The organism is Methanoculleus sp. MH98A, from assembly GCF_000691865.1.
Taxonomy (GTDB): domain Archaea; phylum Halobacteriota; class Methanomicrobia; order Methanomicrobiales; family Methanoculleaceae; genus Methanoculleus.
The window spans coordinates 13,654-33,903 of record NZ_JMIO01000018.1 but is presented as its reverse complement, the minus strand read 5'-3'; the positions used below and the strand labels follow the sequence as shown (position 1 = coordinate 33,903).

Here is a 20,250-nt window from a genome sequence, read left to right as displayed (position 1 = left end):
GACTTCGCGCGAGACCCACATCACCCGCCTCTATCGGCAACCGAGTGTTATCCAGAGGTTGGGGAAAGCATTTCAACAGGGCCGAGTTAGGAGACTTCAATTCTCCAGTTATCATCTGCCGCCATATCAAGCAGGTAAACATCCAAAATGGTTTCCTCGCCGGTCGAAAAGGCCGCTTTTTTATCGTGCAGATATAGCGGACACTGTAGAAAAAGAGTTAGGAGAGTTTTTTGATTACATAGTCCACAATTGCGGCATCATTAATCACAAAAACGCCCTGTGGAGACATCCTCCCATCAAGCAGGAGCGAATATCGGCCGAGTTCGGGGACTGTCAGAACAAACGTTTTCCGGGTAACTTCGTCAAACTGTACCACCGGTTCCACGCCGGGGTAGTATTTCCATTCATTATCGTTAGTACTCCACTCAGGGGGGTTCGTCTTGAACAGTGACATAACGTTATCCCTCACGATGAGGACGTTGATCGGCTGGTCCGATTCTATGTTAACCTCATAGCGCTCACCGGGATAGAGGTACTCGACGCCGAGATCGGCGGTGAAACTGATCTGCTTCCAGTTGCCTGCGTACACAGCGGTTCCTTCGTCGGCAAGCACCGTTGGGGTCGGCTCTGTTGTTGGGGCAGAGGTTGTCGCGACGGTAGTAGCGGTCGGCTGTGCCGGGGTCCCTGGCGGGGTCAAGGGGAGCGCGGTTTCGGTTGCTGTAGCGGTCGGGGGCGCCGCCGCTCCTGTTTCTTCGGATGTGGTTCCGGTACAGCCGCAAACGAGGAGCAGGGGAACCATGAGAAGCGCAAGAACAAAGAGGGGTTTCATACTGCCCCCATCACCGGTAGGCACAAAAAATGTTTCGGATTGATATCCAGGTTATACAGCGAGTGTAGCAGTATGCCGCTGTTTCCGCACTCATACTGCCGATTTAATGACATCTCTTGTGCCGGAGAACCATAAGGTGAGGAGATCGTCGATTTGCGACACAATATGGAGGCGCATTTTGCTGCTTCACCCGGTCGCTGCAGGTGGATCCGTTGCAAATCCGGCCGCAATACCGACACTTGTAGGAGGGATAGGGGCACCCTTTCTTCGGTGGCTTGATCCGCTCGAAATCAGCAGGAAAACGCGTCCCAGGCAAGGATGAGGTCGCAAGTTCGAATCTCCCCTGAGACACTCCATTCCAGCCGACCACAACCCCCGCCCCCACCCCCACCCCATCGTAGCCCTTTTCACCAGATCCAACCCATATTTATACATGGCCTCGTACGTCCACCGGATAGAGGTACAATATACCCGCGATCCACGGCTGCCGACGCGTACCGAGAGGTTCCGCTCGCTGGGTTTCCCCCTGCGCGAGCTGCACCTCGTCGACGTCTATACCATAGCGACCGCCCGGAGGGACTTCTCCCCCGATGAGCTCTCGCAGATCGGTGCGCAGCTCAGCAACCCCGTCGTCCAGCGGTACTCCGTAGACCGGCCGACTGAGGCCGAGTTCGACTGCGCCATCGAGGTCGGGTTCCTGCCCGGGGTCACCGACAACGCCGGGACGACGGCAAAGCAGACCATCGAGGACTACTTCGGGTTCCGGTTCGGCGAAGGGGAGGCGGTCTTCTCGTCGCAGCTCTACCTCGTCTGCGGCGACCTCACGCCCGAATCCCTCCAGAGGCTCACCGCCGCCCTCGCAAACCCGCTCGTCAACCGCGTGCACGTCAGGAGCCGCGAGGAGTACGGGAAGAAGGGGATGGACGCGATCACCCCCTTCGTCCACCTCCATGACCTCCAGGCCGCCGGGACGGTGGACCTCGACCTCCCCGACGCGGAACTCGCCCGGATCGGAAAAGAGGGCATCACGGACCCCGGGACAGGGGAGCGGCGCGGCCCGCTCGCCCTCGACCTCGCCCAGCTCCACGCAATCCGCGACTACTTCCGGGGGCTCGGGCGGAAGCCGACGGACGTCGAACTCGAGTCGCTCGCCCAGACCTGGAGCGAGCACTGCAAGCACACCATCTTTGCCTCGGCGATGGACGACGTCCCGCGGGGGCTCTACAAGTCGTGCATCCAGGCGGCCACCAACACCATCCGCAAAGAGAAGGGCGACGACGACATCTGCGTCTCGGTCTTCACCGACAACTCCGGCGCCATCGTCTTCGACGACGAGCACCTGGTGACCTGCAAGGTCGAGACGCACAACTCCCCCTCCGCCCTCGACCCCTTCGGCGGCGCCCTCACCGGGATCGTCGGGGTGAACCGCGACACCATCGGGTTCGGCCTCGGCGCCAAACCCTGCATCAACATCTACGGCTACTGCGTCGGCGACCCCGAGACCGAACCGGCCCTCTTCCGCGGCAAGAACCGGGAAAACCCCATCCTCCCTCCCCGGCGGATCTTCGAGGGCGTCGTCCGCGGCGTCGACGTCGGCGGCAACTGCTCGGGCATCCCGACGCCGCAGGGGTGGTGCTACTTCCACGACCGCTATGTGGGAAAACCACTCGTCTTCGCGGGCACGGTCGGCGTGATGCCGCGCACCCGTAACGGAAGACTGCTCCACGAGAAGCAGGCCCTCCCCGGCGACCTCGTCGTCATGGTCGGCGGCAGGGTCGGCAAGGACGGCATCCACGGGGCTACTTTCTCCTCGGAGGCCCTCGACCCGGCAAGCCCCGTGACCGCGGTCCAGATCGGCGACCCGATCACCCAGAAGAAGTTCTCCGACGTCATCGTCAAGGAGGCCCGCGACCTCGACCTCTACCGGAGCATCACCGACAACGGGGCGGGAGGAATCTCCTGCTCCGTCGCCGAGATGGCGAGGGAGTCGGGCGGGTGCCATGTCCTCCTCGACCGCGTTCCGCTGAAGTACCCCGGCATGGCGCCGTGGGAGATCTGGATCTCCGAGTCGCAGGAGCGGATGACCCTCGCCGTCCCGGAGGAGAAGATCGAGGCGTTCATGAGCCTGATGAAGAGGAGGGAGGTCGAGGCGACCGTCATCGGGACGTTCACCGATACGGGGAGATGCGTCGTGGAGTACAACGGCGAAACCGTCATGGACGTCGACCTCGACTTCCTCCACGACGGCCTCCCGAAGAAGCACCTCCGGACAGAGCCCGTGGAGACGGTCTATCCCGAGCCCGACGTGCCGCGCCCCGACCGGCTCGACAACCTCCTCCTCGCGATGCTCGGAAGGAAGAACATCTGCTCCAAAGAGTTCATCTCGACCCGGTACGACCACACCGTTCAGGGGGGGCACGTCCTCGGGCCGGTGCAGGGAGCCGGGCGGGTCCAGACCACGGCCACCCTCACCAAGGTTGTCCCCGGCTCGATGAAGGGTGTCGGGCTCTCGCAGGGCCTCTTCCCGTCCTACTCCGAGCTCGACCCCTACCGCATGGCGCTCGCCGCGATCGATGCGGCGGTCCGGGGGCTGGTTGCGATCGGCGTCCCGCTCGCGACCATTGCGCTCCTCGACAACTTCTGCTGGTGCTCCTCCGACGAGCCCGGGAGGCTCTGGCAGCTCAAGCGCGCCGCGTTCGGGTGCTATGACGGTGCGGTCGAGTTCGCGACACCGTTCATCTCCGGGAAAGACAGCATGTTCAACGACTTCTCCGGGTTCGACGCCGACTCGAACCCCGTGAAGATCTCCGTGCCGCCGACGCTCCTCATCACCTCGATCGGCGTCCACCCCGACGTCACGACCGCGGTATCGATGGACGCGAAGTTCGACGGCGACCTCGTCTACGTCGTGGGGGAGACCGGGGAAGAACTCGGCGGGTCGGAGTACCTTGCGCACCTCGGCATCGAGGGGGGTGCGGTCCCGGCCCTCGATATCGAGGCGGCGAAGGTGCGCTACGAGAGGATGACCGACGTGATTAAGAAAGGGCTCCTCGCTTCCGCCTTCCCCGTGACCCACGGGGGGCTGCTCGTCGCCCTCGCCAAAGTCGCGATCGCCGGGAGAGTCGGCATGGATCTGACAATCCCCGGCGGGATGCGACCGGACACCTACCTCTTCTCGGAGTCGCTCGGGCGGCTCATCGTCACGGTCGCCCCCTCCGACCGCGAAGCCTTCGAGGAGATCTTCGCCGGCGACGCGCACCTCCTCGGCCGTGTCGCCGGCGAAACGTTCCGGGTATCGGCAGGAAAAACGCTCATAGAACAGCCGGTGACGGCAATGGAAACTGCATATAAAGCGCCTTTCGGGGGGTACTGAGCATGGCTCGCGCAAACAATCCAAGAGCCCTCATCATGAGCGGCTACGGGATCAACTCCGAGATGGAGACGCAGGAAGCCCTGATGCGGGCGGGCATGGCGTCCGATATCGTCCACATCAACGACCTCATCGCGGGGGAGAAATCCCTCTCCGACTACCGGCTGATGGTCTTCCCCGGCGGTTTCTCCTACGGCGACGACACGGGGGCCGGCAACGCCTACGCAAACCGCGTCCGAAACAACCTCTGGAGCGACGTAAAAGAGTTCCTCGCGGGCGACAACCTGGTGCTCGGGATTTGCAACGGGTTCCAGATCCTCGCGAACCTCGGCCTGGTCCCGGCGTTCGACCGGGACTACCCCCGCGAGATCGCCCTGATGCCGAACAGGAAGGGCGTGCTGGAGTGCCGGTTCGTCACCCTGAAGCCTGCCGCGGATAACCTCTGGACGAAGGGCATCTCGCACATCTACTGCCCCGTCTCCCACGGCGAAGGGAACTTCTCCTGCTCGGAGGAGACCCTGAAGCGGATCGAGAGAGAGAACATGGTCGCGTTTCGCTACTCGCGCGACGACCTCTCCCCCGCGGGAGGGGAGTACCCCTACAACCCGAACGGGGCGATCGCGGACATCGCCGGAGTAACGTCGGCGGACGGCAAGGTTCTCGGGCTGATGCCGCACCCCGAGCGGGCGATGGAGTTCGTGAACCTCTACGACTGGCCGGTGAGAAAAGAGCGGCTGAAGCGCGAGGGAAAACCCCTGCCCCTCGAATCGATGAACATGCAGTTCTTCCGTAACATCGTCGCGTACTTCGTGGAATAAACGTCCCCGAAATGTTTCGGGGAGCCCGGGTTCCCGCCGCCGTCATACGGGGAAGAGGAACTCCACCCGCGACCCCCCGGCATAAAACTATATTATTCCCCCGGGAGAATATCCGGCCGGAACCGGAGGGGATCGCCACGAAGATCAGGGTCGCCCGCTGTTTTGCAGAGGAGAGCGCCGATACGCCTGCGGTCCTGGAGATCGAGGTGGAGCAGGCGGACGTTCCCGCCGCAGACGAGATCCTCTCGTTCGCGTCCGTCCACGGGAACTTCGCCTGCATCCCCGACCGCATCTTCCGCCGGTTCGAGGTTGTCCTCCCTCCCGATAGCCGCCTCGAGTTCCTCAAGGACGCGCTCCTCGAGGTCATACGCCTCGAGCCCGAAGGCTCGGAGGGGCTCAACCCCTACGAGGTCGAGGACTTCATCGACGCGCTCGAGCGAAGGCGGCAGAAGGTTCTCGCCGACAACAGGACCTGACAATCGTGTTTCGTTCACCTTTTTTGCCCGGGACCGCGAACCCATAAGTGATCGGAGTGACGGAAAAGGAGAGAGGGGTGGGCGGGCTTGCCGTCAACACCATCCATACCATGGACTGCATAGAAGGCATGCGGCGCCTGGCGGCGGGCTCCGTCGACGTCATCGTCACGTCGCCGCCCTACAACATCGGCAAGGACTACAACTCCTACGACGACGAAAAGCCCCGCGAGGACTACCTCGACTGGCTGGGGGAGGTCGCCGCCGGAGCGGCGCGGGTCCTCGCCGACGACGGCTCGTTCTTCCTCAACATCGGCGGCAAACCCCGCGACCCCTGGATCCCCTTCGACGTCGTCCAGCAGTTCCGCTCTCGCTTCGAACTCCAGAACGTCATCCACTGGGTCAAGTCGATCGCCATCGAGAAGGAGGACGTGGGCGGCTACGAGAACATCGCCGGGGACATCGCCGTCGGCCATTACCAGCCGGTGAACAGCGCCCGCTACCTGAGCCAGTGCCACGAGCACATCTTCCACTTCACGAAAGGGGGCGACGTCGCGCTCGATAAACTGGCTGTCGGCGTGCCCTACCAGGACAAGAGCAACATCGGCCGCTGGAAGGCGGCGGAGCGCGACCTCCGCGACCGGGGGAACACCTGGTTCATCCCCTACCGGACGATCCGCTCCTCCCGGCCGCACCCGACCAGTTTCCCGGAGAAACTTCCCTGGATGTGCATCAGGCTCCACGGCTGCCGGCCCGGAATGCTCGTTCTCGACCCCTTCATGGGCATCGGGAACACGGCTCTTGCGGCGATCGCCCTCGGTGCGGACTACATCGGGTTCGAGATCGACCCGGAATACCGCGAGATTGCGGAGAGCCGGATCGCCGAAGCATGCAGTGAGAAAGAACGAGACTAAAACTGGCGGATATTATATCCCCAAACCCCCAACGAGAGACCGATGGAGACCCTCATCGCCTTCGCCGTCACCCTCATAGCGATCACCGTCGCCTCGCTCAGGTACCGCCTCCCGCCGTTTCTCTCCCTCGTAGGGGCATCCGTCCTCTTTGCCCTCCTTTCCGGCATGCCGGCGGAGACGGCAATTACGGCAATCACCGGGGGTGCCGGCAGGATCTTCGCCATGCTCGCGATCGTCATCTTCTGCGGGGTCGGCATCGCCCAGGTCCTCCGGGAGAGCGGCCGGATCGCGGATATCGTCGCCGATATCCGGGGACTGGTGCGCCGCCCCCTCGCCACGGCGGGAGCGGCCGGTTACCTCCTCTCCGTCCCGCTGATGTGCGGCATCACCTCGTTCGTCATCCTCGCCCCCATCATCACGCACCTCCAGCGCGACGACCGGGCATCCAGGACCCTCCTCTACTGCGCCGGCGTCGCCGGGACGATATCCTACGTGCTCCTCTACCCCGCTCCCGTCGTCTACTCCACCATAACGACCCTCGACCTTCTTTCCGGCCGGCCCTGGGACATCGACCTCATCGCCCTCCCCCTCTCCCTCCTTCTCCTCGCCGCCCTCCTCCTCGCCCTGCGGGCCCGCACCCCCCCGGCGGAACCGGCGAACGAACCGGCGGCCGGGCGGGACGTTCGTGCCTGGCTGCCGTTCGTCGTCATCGTCGGGATGCTCGCGGTCGGGTCGTTAATCCCGCACCTCCACGCTCTTTCGAACATCAACCTGGCGCTCCTTGCCGGGCTCTTCGCCGCCCTTGCCACCGTTCCGGGCGACGTCCGGGAGCGGGCACTTCATCGGGGGACGAAGAACGCCGGGATCATCATCTTCGACCTCGCCGGTGCCGGGGCGCTCGGCGGCGTCATCGCCGCAAGCACGTTCCCCGCGGACGTGACCGCGCTGGTACTCGGGTTCCTTCCCATAACCATCCTCCCGTTCGTCATCGCCGCCCTGGTGCAGACGGCACAGGGATCGAGGGTCGTCACCGCGGCCGTCACCGGCAGTATTCTTGCCGCGACCCCGGCCGTCGCGGCGATAAACCCGCTCGCCCTGGTGCTCATGGTCTCTGCGGGGGCGTTCATGTTCTCCTACGTCAGCGACCCCTTCTTCTGGCTGCTCAAACGGACGACCGGCGACGACTTTGCCGGGGTCGTGCGAAACTACACCCTGCCGCTCTCGGCGGCGGGACTCGTCACGCTCGCGGCGGCGCTGGTCGTCCAGGCCGTTCTGTGACGCAGGTCCCCGGCCGCCCACCCATATTCATCAAAATTCCTGCCCAGACCATGTGTATTATATAACCCGGGCGGCATCTGGTTCCTGCCAGAAGGGAGTAATGATGGAAATCAAGTACGTATCGACGACATGCCCGTACTGCGGCACCGGGTGCGGGTTCAACCTTGTCGTCCGGGACGGCAAGGTCTTTGACGTTGCGCACTGGCAGCGCGCACCCGTCAACGGGGGCAAACTCTGCCCCAAAGGACGCTATGCCCACGAGTTCATCAACAGCCCGGACCGTCTCACGAAACCGCTGATCAAGAAGGACGGCGGCTTTGTCGAGGCGACCTGGGACGAAGCCTACGACCTGATCGCGGAGAAGTTCGGGTCTTACAGCCCCGATGAGATAGCCTGCCTCTCATCCGCCCGGACATCGAACGAGGAGAACTACCTGATGCAGAAGTTCGCCCGGGTGGTTCTCAAGACCCCGCACATCGACCACTGCGCCCGGCTCTGCCATGCGTCCACCGTCGCGGGCCTCGCGGCGGTCTTCGGGTCGGGGGCGATGACCAACTCGATCATGGACATCGCCGAGTCGAAGTGCGTCTTCGTCCTCGGTTCCAACACCTTCGAGCAGCACCCGCTCATAGCGCGGAGCATCATCCGTGCGAAAGAGAACGGCGGGAAGGTGATCGTCGCCGACCCGCGCCTCACCCCCACCGCGAAGCAGGCCGACCTCTACATGCCGTTCATATCGGGCACCGACGTCGCGATCTTAAACGGCCTGATGCAGGAGATCATCAAAAACGGCCGGGAGGATAAGGAGTTCATCGCGAGCCGCACGAAGGACTTCGAGAAACTCAAGGAGGTCGTCATGAAGGATGACTACAGCCTTGAGAACGTCTCGAAGGTCTCCGGTATCCCCGTCGAGAGCCTCAGGACCGCGGCCGAGTGGATCGCAACCGCCGACGTCGCCACGCTCATCTACTCGATGGGCATCACCCAGCACACCGTCGGCGTCGACAATGTCAAATCGACCGCCAACCTGATGATGCTCACCGGTAACATGGGCAGGCCCGGTGGCGGCGTCAACCCGCTCCGCGGCCAGAACAACGTCCAGGGCGCCTGTGATATGGGAGCCCTCCCGAACGTCTTCTCCGGCTACCAGAAGGTCACCGACGAGGCGGCGCAGAAGAAGATGAAGGAGATGTGGGGTGTCGAGGATATCGCCGAGGGCCGGGTCGGCTACACCGTCACCGAGATGGTCAACGTCCTCGCCGACGAACCCGGCAAACTCAAAGCGATGTACATCATGGGCGAGAACCCGATGCTCTCCGACCCCGACCTCCACCACGTCGAGGAAGGGCTCAAGAACCTCGAGTTCCTGGTCGTCCAGGACATCTTCCTGACCGAGACGGGCAACTTCGCCGACGTGGTGCTCCCCGCCGCCTGCTACGCGGAGAAGGACGGCACCCAGACGAACACCGAGCGGCGGGTCCAGCGCTGGAAGAAGGCCCAGGACCCGCCGGGGGAGGCGAAGGAAGACTGGAAGATCATCTGCGAACTCGGGAGCAAAATGGGTTACCCCGAGCAGTTTGCGTTCGAGAGCCCCGAAGCGGTCTTCAACGAGGTTGCCGCCGTCACGCCGTCCTACCACGGCATGTCCTACGCCCGCCTCGACCCCGACGGCCTGCACTGGCCCTGCCCGACCGAGGAGCACCCGGGAACGCCGATCCTTCATAGGGAGAGGTTCGCCATGCCCGACGGTCTCGGGGTCTTCTCACCGATCGAGTGGAAACCGCCCGCCGAGGTGCCGGACGCCGAGTACCCGTTCGTCCTCACCACCGGCCGCACACTCTGGCAATGGCACACCGGCACCATGACCCGCCGGTCGTGGGACCTTGAGAAGGAAGCGCCCATCGGCTGGATCGAGATCAACTCCGAGGACGCAAAGGAACTCGGGATCAAGAATAATGAGATCGTCCGTGCGAGCACCCGCCGCGGCTCGGTCGAGATCCCCGCACGGGTCACCCCCGAGATCATCAAAGGCGTCATGTTCATCCCGTTCCACTACAAGGAGCATCCGGCGAACAGGCTGACCCACAACGCGCTCGACCCCGTAGCGAAGATCCCCGAGTTCAAAGCCTGTGCCGTGAAGGTCGAAAAGATTGCGGAGGTGTGAGAGATGGCAGGAAAAGGCGATTTACTCTATGCATGGACGACGGACGACGAACTCCGCGAGAAGGCGGAGACCGGCGGGGCGGTCACCGCGCTGCTGCGCCACGCCCTCGAGAGCGGCATGGTCGACGCGGTCTTTGCGGTCAGGAAAGGTGCGGACGTCTACGACGCGGTGCCGGCCATGATCACCGACCCCGCCGAGATCGGGGGGATTGCGGGATCGCTTCACTGCGGCACCCTGCTGCTCCCCAAGCAGATGCGGCGATGTCTTCTTGCCACCGAGCCGAACATGAGGATCGCAACCGTTCTTAAAGGCTGCGACGTCAAGGCAATCTACGAGATGGCCAAGCGCAACCAGGTCAACCTGGACAACATCATCATCATCGGCCTCAACTGCGGCGGCACCATCCGGCCGGAGACGGCGCGGATCATCGTCCGGGAGAAGCTCGGCCTCGATCCGGACGACGTCGTCAAGGAAGAGATCGACAAAGGAAAGTTCATCGTCGTCACCAAAGACGGCGAGCACGCCTCGATCTCGATAGACGAACTCGAAGAGGGGTCGGAGGATCTCCTCGGGGACCCGGGCCTCGGCCGCCGCAGCAACTGCCGCCGGTGCAAGATCAAGATCCCGCGCCAGGCGGATCTCGCCTGCGGCAACTGGGGCGTTATCGGGGAGAAAGCCGGAAACGCTACCTTCGTCGAGGTCTGCTCCGAGAAGGGCGCAAACCTCCTCAACACCGCCGTGAAGACCGGAGCGGTCGCCACCGAGCCCGCGAACCCCAAGGGTGTCGAGATCCGCGGCAAGGTCGAGAACGCGATGCTGAAACTCGGCGACAAATGGCGGGAGCGCTACTTCGGGGCGCTCGGCGAGGGAACGGAACGCCTGAACAAGATTCGGGAGCAGACGAGCCGGTGCATCAAGTGCTACTCCTGCATCGAGAACTGCCCGATCTGCTACTGCGTCGAGTGCAGCACGAGGAAAGACTACCTGGTCGAACCCGGCGTGATCCCGCCGCCGTTCATGTTCCACCTGATCCGGTTCGCGCACATCTCCGATTCCTGCGTCAACTGCGGCCAGTGCGAGGAACTCTGCCCCGTGGAGATCTCGAACTCGGTCTTCATGCACGCCATCCAGACCGATCTCGAGGAACTCTTCGGGTTCCACCCGGGCGAGGACATGACCCCGCCGGTACTGGCTCTGGTCGAGGAGAGCGCGGAGAGAAAGCGCCTTGAAGCGACGGGAAGCGACCAGATCTTCGACATCTTCCGCTGACCGGCGTCAAACCTTCATCATCGACCCTTTTTTCCAGAACTGCATCCTGTCGCCGTGCCCTGTCCGATCAAGGGGGTAACCGCGTACCGTCCGCCGCTCCAGGCCCGCCGATGCCTCTATATCCCACGGTATTCACGGGAACCGAACTTTGGGATGACAGAGCGCACCCCCGGGCGGGGGTGGGCGCCAGGGCACCGTCAAGCCCGCTCAAAAAATGAGCCCGCCACGGGACGGAAGACGATCGGGAACCCGTAAATGCGTGTCTTTGCATAAAAAACGACCATTCGGGATGTACAGGCGCCGATCCCCTGAGCAGATCGCGACGCGCATACATCCGTGGCGATTTTATCGCCCGCCCGGTACCCCGGCCCAGGCACGCGTGGAAAATGCGGGATCTGCGCGCCCGCCTCCGCACACCTGCCCAAAAACTCGCTTCAAACCCCATATATTCCGCGTGGCTGCGCATGTAATAGCAAAAGCATCGTTTATTGATATTTGGTGTTTAACGACAGGAATTAACTTAAAGGGGGGATAAACGCCTGAATTTTGGTTATCTTCGCCGCGCACAGCGATCATTTCGAAACCTATTAATATCACTCTTAAATTACTGATTAACTAGACCTATCCATTCGAATTACTTGATGGTATAGGTAGGACGTTTAGAGAGGTGTATGAAAAATGGTATTCCATCCTCCAGTTGCTATCGTAGCAAAAGCAGGTGATGCCGGAAAGTACAAGGTCGGACTGCCTGCCTGGAACATGTTCCTGCGTGGTATCCTGTCCGGAGCGTTCATCGCGATGGGTGCTGCCCTGGCGACGATCTGTTCGACCGGTATCCAGGCAACCGACGTTGCGATGCGGTTCGGTGCCGCAAGTCCCGGTGTCTCCCAGCTCATTCTGGGTGCTGTCTTCCCTGTTGGGCTTATCATCACAATCATGACCGGTGCCGAGCTCTTCACCGGTGACGCAATGCTCGCCCCCATGGCGGCGTTCGTCCACAAGGTCAGCTGGGTAAGCGTGCTCAACCTCTGGGTCTGGGTATATATCGGTAACCTGGTCGGGTCGGTTCTCTTCGCGTATATCGTGGCATACGGCCCGTACGCCAGCTTCGACGCTACAGGAGCCGCAACGCTCACCGCGTTCGGCACGAGAGCGATTGCCATAGCAACCGCAAAGACAAGCTACGTCGGTGCCGCGGCGATCTGGTCGGTCTTCCTCAAGGGAATCGGCTGTAACTGGCTCGTCAACCTTGCTGTCCTGCTCGGTATATGCGCCGACGACGCGATCGGCAAGATCGTTGGTATCTGGTTCCCGATCTTCGCCTTCGTTGCCAGCGGGTTTGAGCACAGCGTTGCGAACATGTACTTTATCCCCGCAGGCATCTTCTGCACGGGCATCGACCCCACAAAGGCAGTCGATACGCTGAACTGGGTGACCATGTGGACCAACAACATCATCCCGGTCACACTCGGCAACATCGTCGGCGGTCTGTTCTTCGTCGGTGTTCTCTATTGGGTCGCGTTCAGAAAGGAAATTGCAGCCCTTAAGTAAACCTGATTGACGATGCAAATCGGAGATGTCAAAGTGAGGGTGACGGCCGTTACACTGGCCGTCTTCCTCTTTTTTATTGTCCTGATCGCTGTGTATGTCTTCGCAACCGGGGATATATACTCGCTGTTTTGGACGGTTCCGGCGGCAGCCATGCTGCTTCTCATACCCATGGCACTCAACTACATGAGCCAGAAGCAGTATGCATCGCTGGTGCCGATGTATGAAGCGGAAGCAAAGAATGTCCGGATACGGGAGATCAATTTAAACAAGCTCGGCGAACCGATACGCATAAAGGGTGTCGTCGAGCGGGTCTACTTCCAGTTCCTCAACCGGCCGCAGTACCTCGTCGCCGACCGGACCGGTGAGATATCGGTCAAGATGTTCACCTCGCCGGCAGAAGACGTGCAGAATGGCGATGTGGTCGAGGTGCTCGGAACCGTCGTCAAACGCTACATCATGACCGGAGAAGCGGTCGTCAACTGCGTCTCCATACGGAAAATCAAGAACGATCAGTAATTCCGACGCCCGGAGGGCGTCAAGCAATTCAGTGAAGGGACGGCGGAAACGGTACGGTTTCCTGCCCGAATCACCTTCGTGTTTCTATTCTAAAACGTCTTTTCAAGCCCGTCGTCTATCGGCTTTGCCGCCGGCTTTCTGTTGAGATCCAGGATATAGTCCTCGAAGAGATGGATCCGGGTGCTCACCGGGAAGGGTATCCCGATGGTGCTGATGACCGCTTCTCCCGCCTCGAGCGTCTGAATCTCGGTATCCAGGCGCGAGAGATCCTGTTTTGCGCTGCTTGCGATGGTGTCGCGGTCGCCGCGATCGGAGAGCCCCATCACCACGAAGGTGTTCAGCTGCGCAAGAACCCGGGCATCGATGTTCTTGGGCTGCTGGGTGACCACGCAGAGCCCCACGCCGAACTTCCGCCCCTCCATCGCCGCCTCGCGGAACGTTCTGGTATTCCCGAGCCCCGAGCCCAGCACCCGCTGCGCCTCCTCGATGGTGATCAGCACCTGCCTGGGCTCCTCCTCGCCCCCGGCCTCCTCGCCCTGGTGGCTGCGCATGATCTTCCGCGTTATGATCGAGAGGACGAAGAGTTCGCTCTGCTCGCTCATCCCCGGGATGTCGATCAGGACGACTTTGTTCTCGTGGAGCGCCTTCATGACATCCGGGATCGAGGACCCCTGCCTCCGGAAGAAGCCCCGGTTCCGGTTCATCATGCCCGCGATGCGCCGCTGCATCACCGAGAGCGTGCTCGGCGAGAAGTTCTTTAAGTCGTTTGCAATCCGGGGGTGCCGGCCGGTGTAGGTCTCGGCGTCGAAGGTCGCGAAATCGGTGCTCTGGAAGAAGTCGATAACCTCGGAACCGGGCGTGCTCTCGAGCATCTCCACGACCTCGCGCTGGGGCGGCGAGTGCTCGTAGAGGAGGAGGAGATCGGGCGCCCTGAAGTCGTCGTAGTCCAGGTAGAGCTGGTTTAAGTGGTACTTCCGCCTGAACTCCTCCGGCCGGGTGGAGAAGACCTCGAGTCCGTCACGGCCGGCCTGGTAATGCAGGAGCCCCATGGTAGTCTCTCCGCTCGACGACCGTCCTCCCGCCACGTACTCGCCGTGCGGGTCGACGATGAGGAGCCCGAACTCGCGTGCCCTCATGCAGGAGGCACAGAAGACCTTCATGAAGTTGCTCTTCCCCATACCGGTCGTCGCAAAGACGCCCATGTGCTGGCGCATCACCTGCGCGTGGAGCGCCACCCTGACGTCCTTCAAGACGCCCTGGCCGGTCTTCATCACGCCGACCTCGATCTCGCCCATCACCTGCGCGAGGAACGCGAAATCGCGCGACTCCGGGCGCTCGACGCGGGAGAACTTCGCGGGGAGCGTCCGGGGTTTGCGGAAGGTGCCGTCTTCTCCGACGTACCCGAGGGGCGTTGCCTCGACGAGGATGAAGACATTCTCCCCGATCCCGTAGAAGTGCTCGGTATGGGGGCGCGTGTCCCACTTCGGGTCGGAGAAGTTGCAGTCGTGGAGGAGGTCGTTCACCTTCGCAAAGAACGTCAGCCCTTTGACACTGTCCGTGATCTTCAGCACGTCCCCGAGATAGAGTTCCGCATCGTGGGGGACGGCAAACCGGTAACCGAGCACCCGGTCACCGATCAGCCGGTATTTCGAGGCGTCGTCGCCGTCAATATCGGTCAAACTCGTCATGATAGTCACCAAAGATGCCGGTGTAGTCGACAAGGCTCATGCCGAGCCGGTCCATGTCCCGGATGATGTCCTGGCGGACCTGCTCGACCGCATCCTTCCCGATCTTGGTGGTGAGGTGGGCGTCCAGGAGCGGGTACGGGTAGCCTGCAACCCTCCCGTCGTCGGCGTAGGCCGCGAGCGCCGAGAAGACCCGTTCGACCATCTCCGGGCTGTAGAATGTCGGGATCTCGACCTTGAACGCCCGCTCTGCCCGCGGGTGCAGCCGGGCGACGTACTGCTCGCCCCGCTGCTTCCAGGTGCGTGTCTCCCGCCGGTCGATCAGGCCGTCGGCGGCGGAGACGCAGAGGTACCAGGGTCCGGGGACGCCGAGGTCGCGTGCAAGCCCTTCCGCCGCCGGGACGATCGGGTATCCCCCGCCCCAGGTGAGCGACGTCCGTTTCGTCACCGCGGCGATCAGCACCCCCCGGAGGTTGCAGAGGTTCAGGAGTTTCTCGACGACCTCGTCGTGGCTTGCGTGGCGGACCTGGAGCGTGCCGTCGAGGACGATGAGGTCGCCGGCATCGAGCTCCGCGGCCATCTCCGTCGCCGCCCAGAACTCAAGGGTATCCCGTATGACGGCGGTGTTCCGGACCGGGTCGTCGTGGTCGAGGTGCACCTTCGGGGTGCAGTGGAAGCAGTCGTGATAGATCTCGTCGAAGTCCTCGTTCCCCGTCCCCGGGTTGACCGTGACGATGTGGAGAGGCGTCGTCCGGTGGTGGAGGCGCGAACCGTCCGCATACGAGCTGACCGATGCCCGGACGCCGGCAACGGCAAAACTGCCTGCATCGAGGATGACGGTGTTGCTCCCGTCCACCGCGCAGACCGCCCCGTCGAACCTGGGTCGGCAACGGCGGTAGGATGATGTATTAAACCCGCCGGCGGCCGCGAACCGCCCGGCAAGGTCCGGCGGGGCGTACTCGCGGATTCGGCCTGTGATCCGCCGGATCGCGTCCCGGTAAACGGTATTCGGATCGGTCATTCGAACTCCCTGACCCTGCTTGCCTGGTCTGTGCCCATCTCGACCATCAGCGTCGTCGAGAACTCGTCCTGAACCTCGGTGATGTGGGATATCAGGAGGATCTGGGGGAAGTAAGCCTCCTGGGTTCGGAGCGCCCGGAGAAGGTTATTCCGCCGCCCCTCATCCTGGCTCCCGAAGATCTCGTCGAAGATCAGGAACGTGGAGTCGTGCACCTCGTTCACCTCGGCGAGGAACCGCGAGAGCGCCACCCGGAGAGCGATGGCGATATCGTCCTGCTCGCCGCCGCTGAACCGGTCGGCCGGGTAGTCGTCTCCCATGTCGTGGACGAGGACGGTAAAGTCGTCGTCCAGCATCACCGTGCCGTAGCGCCCGTCGGTGATCTCCGCAAGCACCCTCCCCGCCTCCTCCTCGATCCGGTCCCTGACCACCTGGAGAAGGTAATCGGCATACTCTTTGATCAGCGACCGGGTCAGTTTCAGCCGCCCGATCTCCTCGGTGAGCGCCTCCCGGTGCCTGACGAGGTCGGCCGCACGCGAGAGTCTCCCTGTCTCTTTCTCGATATCCATCTTAAGGCTGTTTATCCGGAAAGCAACGGCGGATCTCTGCTCCCGCGCCGCCGTGAGGTCCCGTTCGCAGTTCGCGACCCGCCCCTCTGCCGCCGTGACCGCCTCTTCGGTAAACCCGAGTTCCTTGACGGCCTCCCCGACCCGGAGCAGTTCGGCCTCCCTGGTCGCGAGGAGGGTCCGCTTCGCCTCCAGCGCCTCGACCAGCCTCGGGACTTCTTCAAGGCGGACGCGGAGTTCGAACGCTCTCCGGTGCGCTGTTTCGGCACGCCCGCACTCCTCGCTCTGGCGTGCGAACCGGTCGGGGTCGAACGAGAGCCGGGCGAGTTCGTCCCGGATTGCCTGCAGCCTCTCCCGAAGGTCGTCGATTCGTGCGGAGATGCCCTGCAGTTCCTCTTCCAGCGCCGGCCGCCGCAGAAGCCGGGCCTGTGCTTCCGCGTAAGCCCGGTAAGACGGCTCGAGCGCCTGCGCCTCGGCTTCCAGCCGCTGCAGGGCCGCCGGGTCGAACCCGAGCCGCGATACCTTCGCTTCAAGTTCCTCTTTGCGGGTGAGGTAGTCCTCGACGTCGCCGATGAGCCGCTGACGTTCCTCCTGGAGGGAGGGGAGGCGGCTGCATTCGCCCCGGAGGGTATCGGCCGCCGCCCGTTTCTCGGAGAGAGCACGGATCCGCTCTTTGAGCGCGGCGTGCGCCTCCGGGTCGTACTCCTCCACCCCGAGCGCCCGCATCGCCGCACGGTGCCCCTCCGCCTCGGCCCGCCACCGCTCTCCGACGCTCGCGCTCTGCTCGTACCTGGACGAATAAAGCGCGTGCTGCTCTTTTAAGCGCTGCGAGGCGGTGCGCTGCCCGTAAAGATCCTTCAGCGCGGCGGCGAGGCTCTCGCGGTCGGCGGTCGCCCTCGCATGCTCGCCCTCGAGGTCGGCGAGCGTCTTCTGCATCGCCGCGGCGGCATCTGCAAGATCGCCGACCAGTTCCTCGTAATGGTCGCCGAGGCCCTGGTGGCACGTCGGGCACGATCCCTCCGGGCCGGCGGCAAGGATCTCCGCCCGGTGTTCGGCAAGCCTTCGGATCTCCTCGCGGATCGCCTCCTGCCGCTCAGCGCACGCACTGATTCGCGAGGTCAGGTAGTCTTTCCGGCTCTCCGCGGATTCGATCTGCTCTTCGATGGAATCCATCCCGGCAAGCTGCCGGGCAAGCCCGGCAATCTCGCTCTCGAGGGGACTCATCTCTTCAAAAGCCGCGTCGACCTCCCGCAGGCACCGCTCCTCCTGGCGGGCAAGCTCCTGGGCCCGGAGAAACACCTCTTCGCGGGCCAGAAGGGTGTCGTAACCCCCGAGTTCCTCTTCAAGCGCGCGGAGACGCCCGGCCTTCTCCTCGATCTTCTCGATCTCCGTCCGGTTCTCCCCGACACGCCGCTCGATCTGGGCGAACCGCTCGTCCATGCGCGTGAGTTCTTCGCGGAGGGCATCGTACTCCGGCTGGAGTGCTTTCATTGCAGCGATGCGATCGCGGAGGCTCTGCCACTCAGCGACGTCTCGTTCGAGACCGGCAACCGCCTTTTCGTCCTTTGCAAGCGCGGCGAGTTCCGCCTCGACCTTCGTGCGGCGCTCGCCGTACTCCCTGACCCGCTCCTCCGCAGCGTTCGCTTCGAGGGTCAGGCGGTCGGCGAGCTCCTTCTCCCCGGCCATCGCGGCCGCTTCGGCTTTCAGGGCCTCGTAGCGGTCGGCAAGGAGGGCGAGCCCTTCGAGTTCGCCCTGCAGCCGTTGACGTTCGGCTATCTCCTCCTCCGTCTCCCGGCACTCAGTGCGGAGCCGTTCGATCTCGGCCGCGAGCACTTCCTCTTCCCGTGCAAGGTGCAGGTAGCGCTCGCGCACGGAGAGTAGCCGGTCGCGCTCCGTGCGCGCACCATCGAGCCCCTCCGCGGCAGCCGTCTCTCTCCCCAGGGCCTTCTTTGCCTCCTCCTCCGCCCCGGCGAGATCCGTGCGGAGCGCCGCAAGGCGGCCGCGAACCCCTTCGGCATCCAGTTCCTGGAGCCGGCCGGAGAGCTCGCGGCAGCTCCCTTCCCGGGCATCGATGATCGACTTGAGGTGCTCCATGCTGTCCTTCTTGAGGTAATCGATGCCCAGCACCTGCATGAACCAGTCCTTCCGGGATCCGGCACGGGTCTCGAGCAGGGCAAGGAGTTCCTTCTGCCCGGCGTAGATGGTGTTGCGGAAATCGCCCGGGCCCATGCCGACGATCCGCTGCACCTCCTGCCCCACCTTCTGGACGCTGCTTGCGAGGAGTTTCTGGTTCAGGTAGAGGTTTGCCTCGTGAAGGGTCGAGGAGGGCCGGCGTTTGAATTTGCGGACGACGGCGTACTCGTTGCCGCCGACCGAGAAGTCCAGGCGAACCTCGCAGACATCCTGCGGTCCCGCAAAGGAACTGACGACATAATCCCCGTCGAGCCCGGTGCCCTGCAGGCCATAGAGGGCGAAGAGGACGGCGGAGACGATGCTGCTCTTACCTGTCCCGTTGTTCCCGACGATCCCCGTGATACCGTCCTGAAACACGATTTCCTGGTCGCGGAAGCGCTTGAAGTTGCGCATCCGGAGTTTATTCAGCAGCACGCTCTCCCTCTTTATGGCGCGCGATGACCGACCGGAGAACCTCCGTCCCGCTCTTCTTCACGAACTCCTCGTCGCCGGGAGCGAGGTGCTCCTTCTCCACGAACTGTTCGAACTCGGCAACGTAGTCGAGGCCGACAAGCGAGTCCTCGTAAAAGATCCGGGACGGATCGTCGACGGCCAGCACCTGCAGTTTGAGGTCCAGCGCACGGTTCCTGATATCCTGGAGCGCCTTCTGGTCGAGCGCGCGGAGCGTATCGCGGCGTATCCCGTCGAGCGTGACCTGGCAGATCGCGTGGTGAAGCTTCTTCCCGTGGTTCTCGGCGGCATCGAGGATGCAGTCCACGACCTCTCTGGCCGAGAGCCCGTCGCAGTTGATCCGGCCGAGGCTGAACATCGGCGTGCGCGGGAGGTCGATATGCTCGACCTCCCCGGATGCGAGGTCCACGGCGAGCCCTCCTTTCTCCTCCGCGATCTCCCCGTAGTTGCAGTGTTCGAGCGATCCGCTGTACCAGGCGTTGTCGGCGACCTGCACCTGGCCGTGGAAGTGGCCGAGCGCGATGTAGTCGAACCGGTCGGAGAGGATGGTCGCATCCAGCTCGTGCTCGGCGACGGTGTGCAGCCGCTTGTCCTTTAAGATGCTCGCAAGACCGTGGGTGACGAGCACGTTCGTGCCGCCGGAGAACTCGAGCCCCTCGAACGCCCTCCGGTAGCCTTCCGCCTCGAGCATATTCGGTATCAGGTGAAAGACCGTGTCCCCCAGTTCCACCCGCCGGTAGCGGTTGTGGTGGGCGACGTAGAGGTCGCCTGCAGCGTAGCCGCCCCGCTCGAGCACCTCGAACGGCGACGCCGTGTACCGGGTCTTGGCCATGCTGTGGTTGCCCGCGACCACGAGCACCGGGATCCCCGCATCGTGCAGGCGGGAGAGGGCGTCGAGTGCCGTCGTGTAGGCGCGGGTCTTCGGCTTGACCTGGTGGAAGAGATCGCCCGCGTGGACGAGCGCATCGGGCCGTAAGGCGATGATCCGGTCGACGGCGGCAAGGAAATTGTCGTAGATGAGTTGTTCGCGCAGGTTCATCCCGGTCTCCGGATCAACCCGGTTAAAAGCCGATAATCCGAGATGTGTGTCTGCCAGGTGAACGATCTTCATGCCCAATTAGTCTCCGTGTCGCTTGAGTATAAATGCCTGATCTGC

The 20,250-nt window shown here is 63.1% G+C and carries 14 protein-coding genes; 9 read left to right on the top strand and 5 right to left on the bottom strand.

Going from position 1 to position 20,250, the window contains the following annotated elements:
* Positions 1-217: 217 nt before the first annotated feature.
* On the bottom strand, positions 218-829 hold the full coding sequence (locus EI28_RS13935) for a hypothetical protein (protein WP_155937236.1): 612 nt from the start codon (positions 827-829) through the stop codon (positions 218-220).
* Positions 830-1,262: 433 nt separating this feature from the next.
* Here EI28_RS13935 and EI28_RS03785 point away from each other — a divergent pair, with 433 nt between their 5' ends.
* The 9 genes from EI28_RS03785 (at position 1,263) to EI28_RS03745 (ending at position 13,182) form a co-directional block, all read left to right on the top strand.
* Positions 1,263-4,202 carry an AIR synthase-related protein gene (locus tag EI28_RS03785; RefSeq protein ID WP_048112773.1) on the top strand — a complete coding sequence of 980 codons (2,940 nt, stop codon included), beginning with the start codon at positions 1,263-1,265 and terminating at the stop codon, positions 4,200-4,202.
* Positions 4,203-4,204: 2 nt separating this feature from the next.
* The gene (locus EI28_RS03780; protein ID WP_048112771.1) at positions 4,205-5,017 is read left to right on the top strand and encodes a phosphoribosylformylglycinamidine synthase subunit PurQ; all 813 of its coding nucleotides are present in this window, start codon (positions 4,205-4,207) and stop codon (positions 5,015-5,017) included.
* An 11-nt stretch (positions 5,018-5,028) separates the two neighbouring features.
* The gene (locus EI28_RS03775) at positions 5,029-5,493 is read left to right on the top strand and encodes a hypothetical protein (protein ID WP_048112769.1); all 465 of its coding nucleotides are present in this window, start codon (positions 5,029-5,031) and stop codon (positions 5,491-5,493) included.
* A gap of 47 nt (positions 5,494-5,540) precedes the next feature.
* The gene (locus EI28_RS03770; RefSeq protein WP_231476567.1) at positions 5,541-6,404 is read left to right on the top strand and encodes a site-specific DNA-methyltransferase; all 864 of its coding nucleotides are present in this window, start codon (positions 5,541-5,543) and stop codon (positions 6,402-6,404) included.
* A gap of 42 nt (positions 6,405-6,446) precedes the next feature.
* A complete protein-coding gene (locus EI28_RS03765; RefSeq protein WP_048112768.1) occupies positions 6,447-7,682 on the top strand; it encodes a GntP family permease in 1,236 nt (411 codons plus the stop codon).
* A 103-nt stretch (positions 7,683-7,785) separates the two neighbouring features.
* Positions 7,786-9,846, top strand: a complete 2,061-nt coding sequence (fdhF, locus tag EI28_RS03760; protein ID WP_048112785.1) for a formate dehydrogenase subunit alpha — start codon at positions 7,786-7,788, stop codon at positions 9,844-9,846.
* A 3-nt stretch (positions 9,847-9,849) separates the two neighbouring features.
* The gene (locus tag EI28_RS03755) at positions 9,850-11,115 is read left to right on the top strand and encodes a Coenzyme F420 hydrogenase/dehydrogenase, beta subunit C-terminal domain (protein ID WP_048112766.1); all 1,266 of its coding nucleotides are present in this window, start codon (positions 9,850-9,852) and stop codon (positions 11,113-11,115) included.
* Between the two features lie 678 nt (positions 11,116-11,793).
* Complete coding sequence (locus tag EI28_RS03750) at positions 11,794-12,666, top strand: formate/nitrite transporter family protein (protein WP_048112763.1); 873 nt, start codon at positions 11,794-11,796, stop codon at positions 12,664-12,666.
* 12 nt (positions 12,667-12,678) lie between these two features.
* On the top strand, positions 12,679-13,182 hold the full coding sequence (locus EI28_RS03745) for a nucleotide-binding protein (protein WP_048112761.1): 504 nt from the start codon (positions 12,679-12,681) through the stop codon (positions 13,180-13,182).
* Positions 13,183-13,271: 89 nt separating this feature from the next.
* Here EI28_RS03745 and EI28_RS03740 read toward each other — a convergent pair whose 3' ends face one another.
* The 4 genes from EI28_RS03740 to EI28_RS03725 are packed head-to-tail and all read right to left on the bottom strand — an operon-like array spanning position 13,272 to position 20,205.
* On the bottom strand, positions 13,272-14,870 hold the full coding sequence (locus EI28_RS03740) for an ATP-binding protein (protein ID WP_048112759.1): 1,599 nt from the start codon (positions 14,868-14,870) through the stop codon (positions 13,272-13,274).
* The gene (locus EI28_RS03735; protein WP_048112758.1) at positions 14,848-15,888 is read right to left on the bottom strand and encodes a DNA double-strand break repair nuclease NurA; all 1,041 of its coding nucleotides are present in this window, start codon (positions 15,886-15,888) and stop codon (positions 14,848-14,850) included. Before EI28_RS03735 ends, EI28_RS03740 begins: the two co-directional genes overlap by 23 nt.
* Positions 15,885-19,058 (bottom strand): AAA family ATPase, encoded by a 3,174-nt coding sequence (locus EI28_RS03730; RefSeq protein WP_048112756.1) that lies wholly within the window; start codon positions 19,056-19,058, stop codon positions 15,885-15,887. The genes EI28_RS03735 and EI28_RS03730 overlap by 4 nt, the downstream gene beginning before the upstream one ends.
* Positions 19,045-20,205 (bottom strand): exonuclease SbcCD subunit D, encoded by a 1,161-nt coding sequence (locus tag EI28_RS03725; RefSeq protein WP_048112754.1) that lies wholly within the window; start codon positions 20,203-20,205, stop codon positions 19,045-19,047. Before EI28_RS03725 ends, EI28_RS03730 begins: the two co-directional genes overlap by 14 nt.
* Positions 20,206-20,250 lie beyond the last annotated feature (45 nt).

Excerpts from the sequence above, each read along its gene's own strand:
- EI28_RS13935 (WP_155937236.1), bottom strand. The coding sequence starts at position 829 with ATGAAACCCCTCTTTGTTCTTGCGCTTCTCATGGTTCCCCTGCTCCTC.
- EI28_RS03785 (WP_048112773.1), top strand. The coding sequence starts at position 1,263 with ATGGCCTCGTACGTCCACCGGATAGAGGTACAATATACCCGCGATCCA.
- EI28_RS03780 (WP_048112771.1), top strand. The coding sequence starts at position 4,205 with ATGGCTCGCGCAAACAATCCAAGAGCCCTCATCATGAGCGGCTACGGG.
- EI28_RS03775 (WP_048112769.1), top strand. The coding sequence starts at position 5,029 with ATGTTTCGGGGAGCCCGGGTTCCCGCCGCCGTCATACGGGGAAGAGGA.
- EI28_RS03765 (WP_048112768.1), top strand. The coding sequence starts at position 6,447 with ATGGAGACCCTCATCGCCTTCGCCGTCACCCTCATAGCGATCACCGTC.
- fdhF (WP_048112785.1), top strand. The coding sequence starts at position 7,786 with ATGGAAATCAAGTACGTATCGACGACATGCCCGTACTGCGGCACCGGG.
- EI28_RS03755 (WP_048112766.1), top strand. The coding sequence starts at position 9,850 with ATGGCAGGAAAAGGCGATTTACTCTATGCATGGACGACGGACGACGAA.
- EI28_RS03750 (WP_048112763.1), top strand. The coding sequence starts at position 11,794 with ATGGTATTCCATCCTCCAGTTGCTATCGTAGCAAAAGCAGGTGATGCC.
- EI28_RS03745 (WP_048112761.1), top strand. The coding sequence starts at position 12,679 with ATGCAAATCGGAGATGTCAAAGTGAGGGTGACGGCCGTTACACTGGCC.
- EI28_RS03740 (WP_048112759.1), bottom strand. The coding sequence starts at position 14,870 with ATGACGAGTTTGACCGATATTGACGGCGACGACGCCTCGAAATACCGG.
- EI28_RS03735 (WP_048112758.1), bottom strand. The coding sequence starts at position 15,888 with ATGACCGATCCGAATACCGTTTACCGGGACGCGATCCGGCGGATCACA.
- EI28_RS03725 (WP_048112754.1), bottom strand. The coding sequence starts at position 20,205 with ATGAAGATCGTTCACCTGGCAGACACACATCTCGGATTATCGGCTTTT.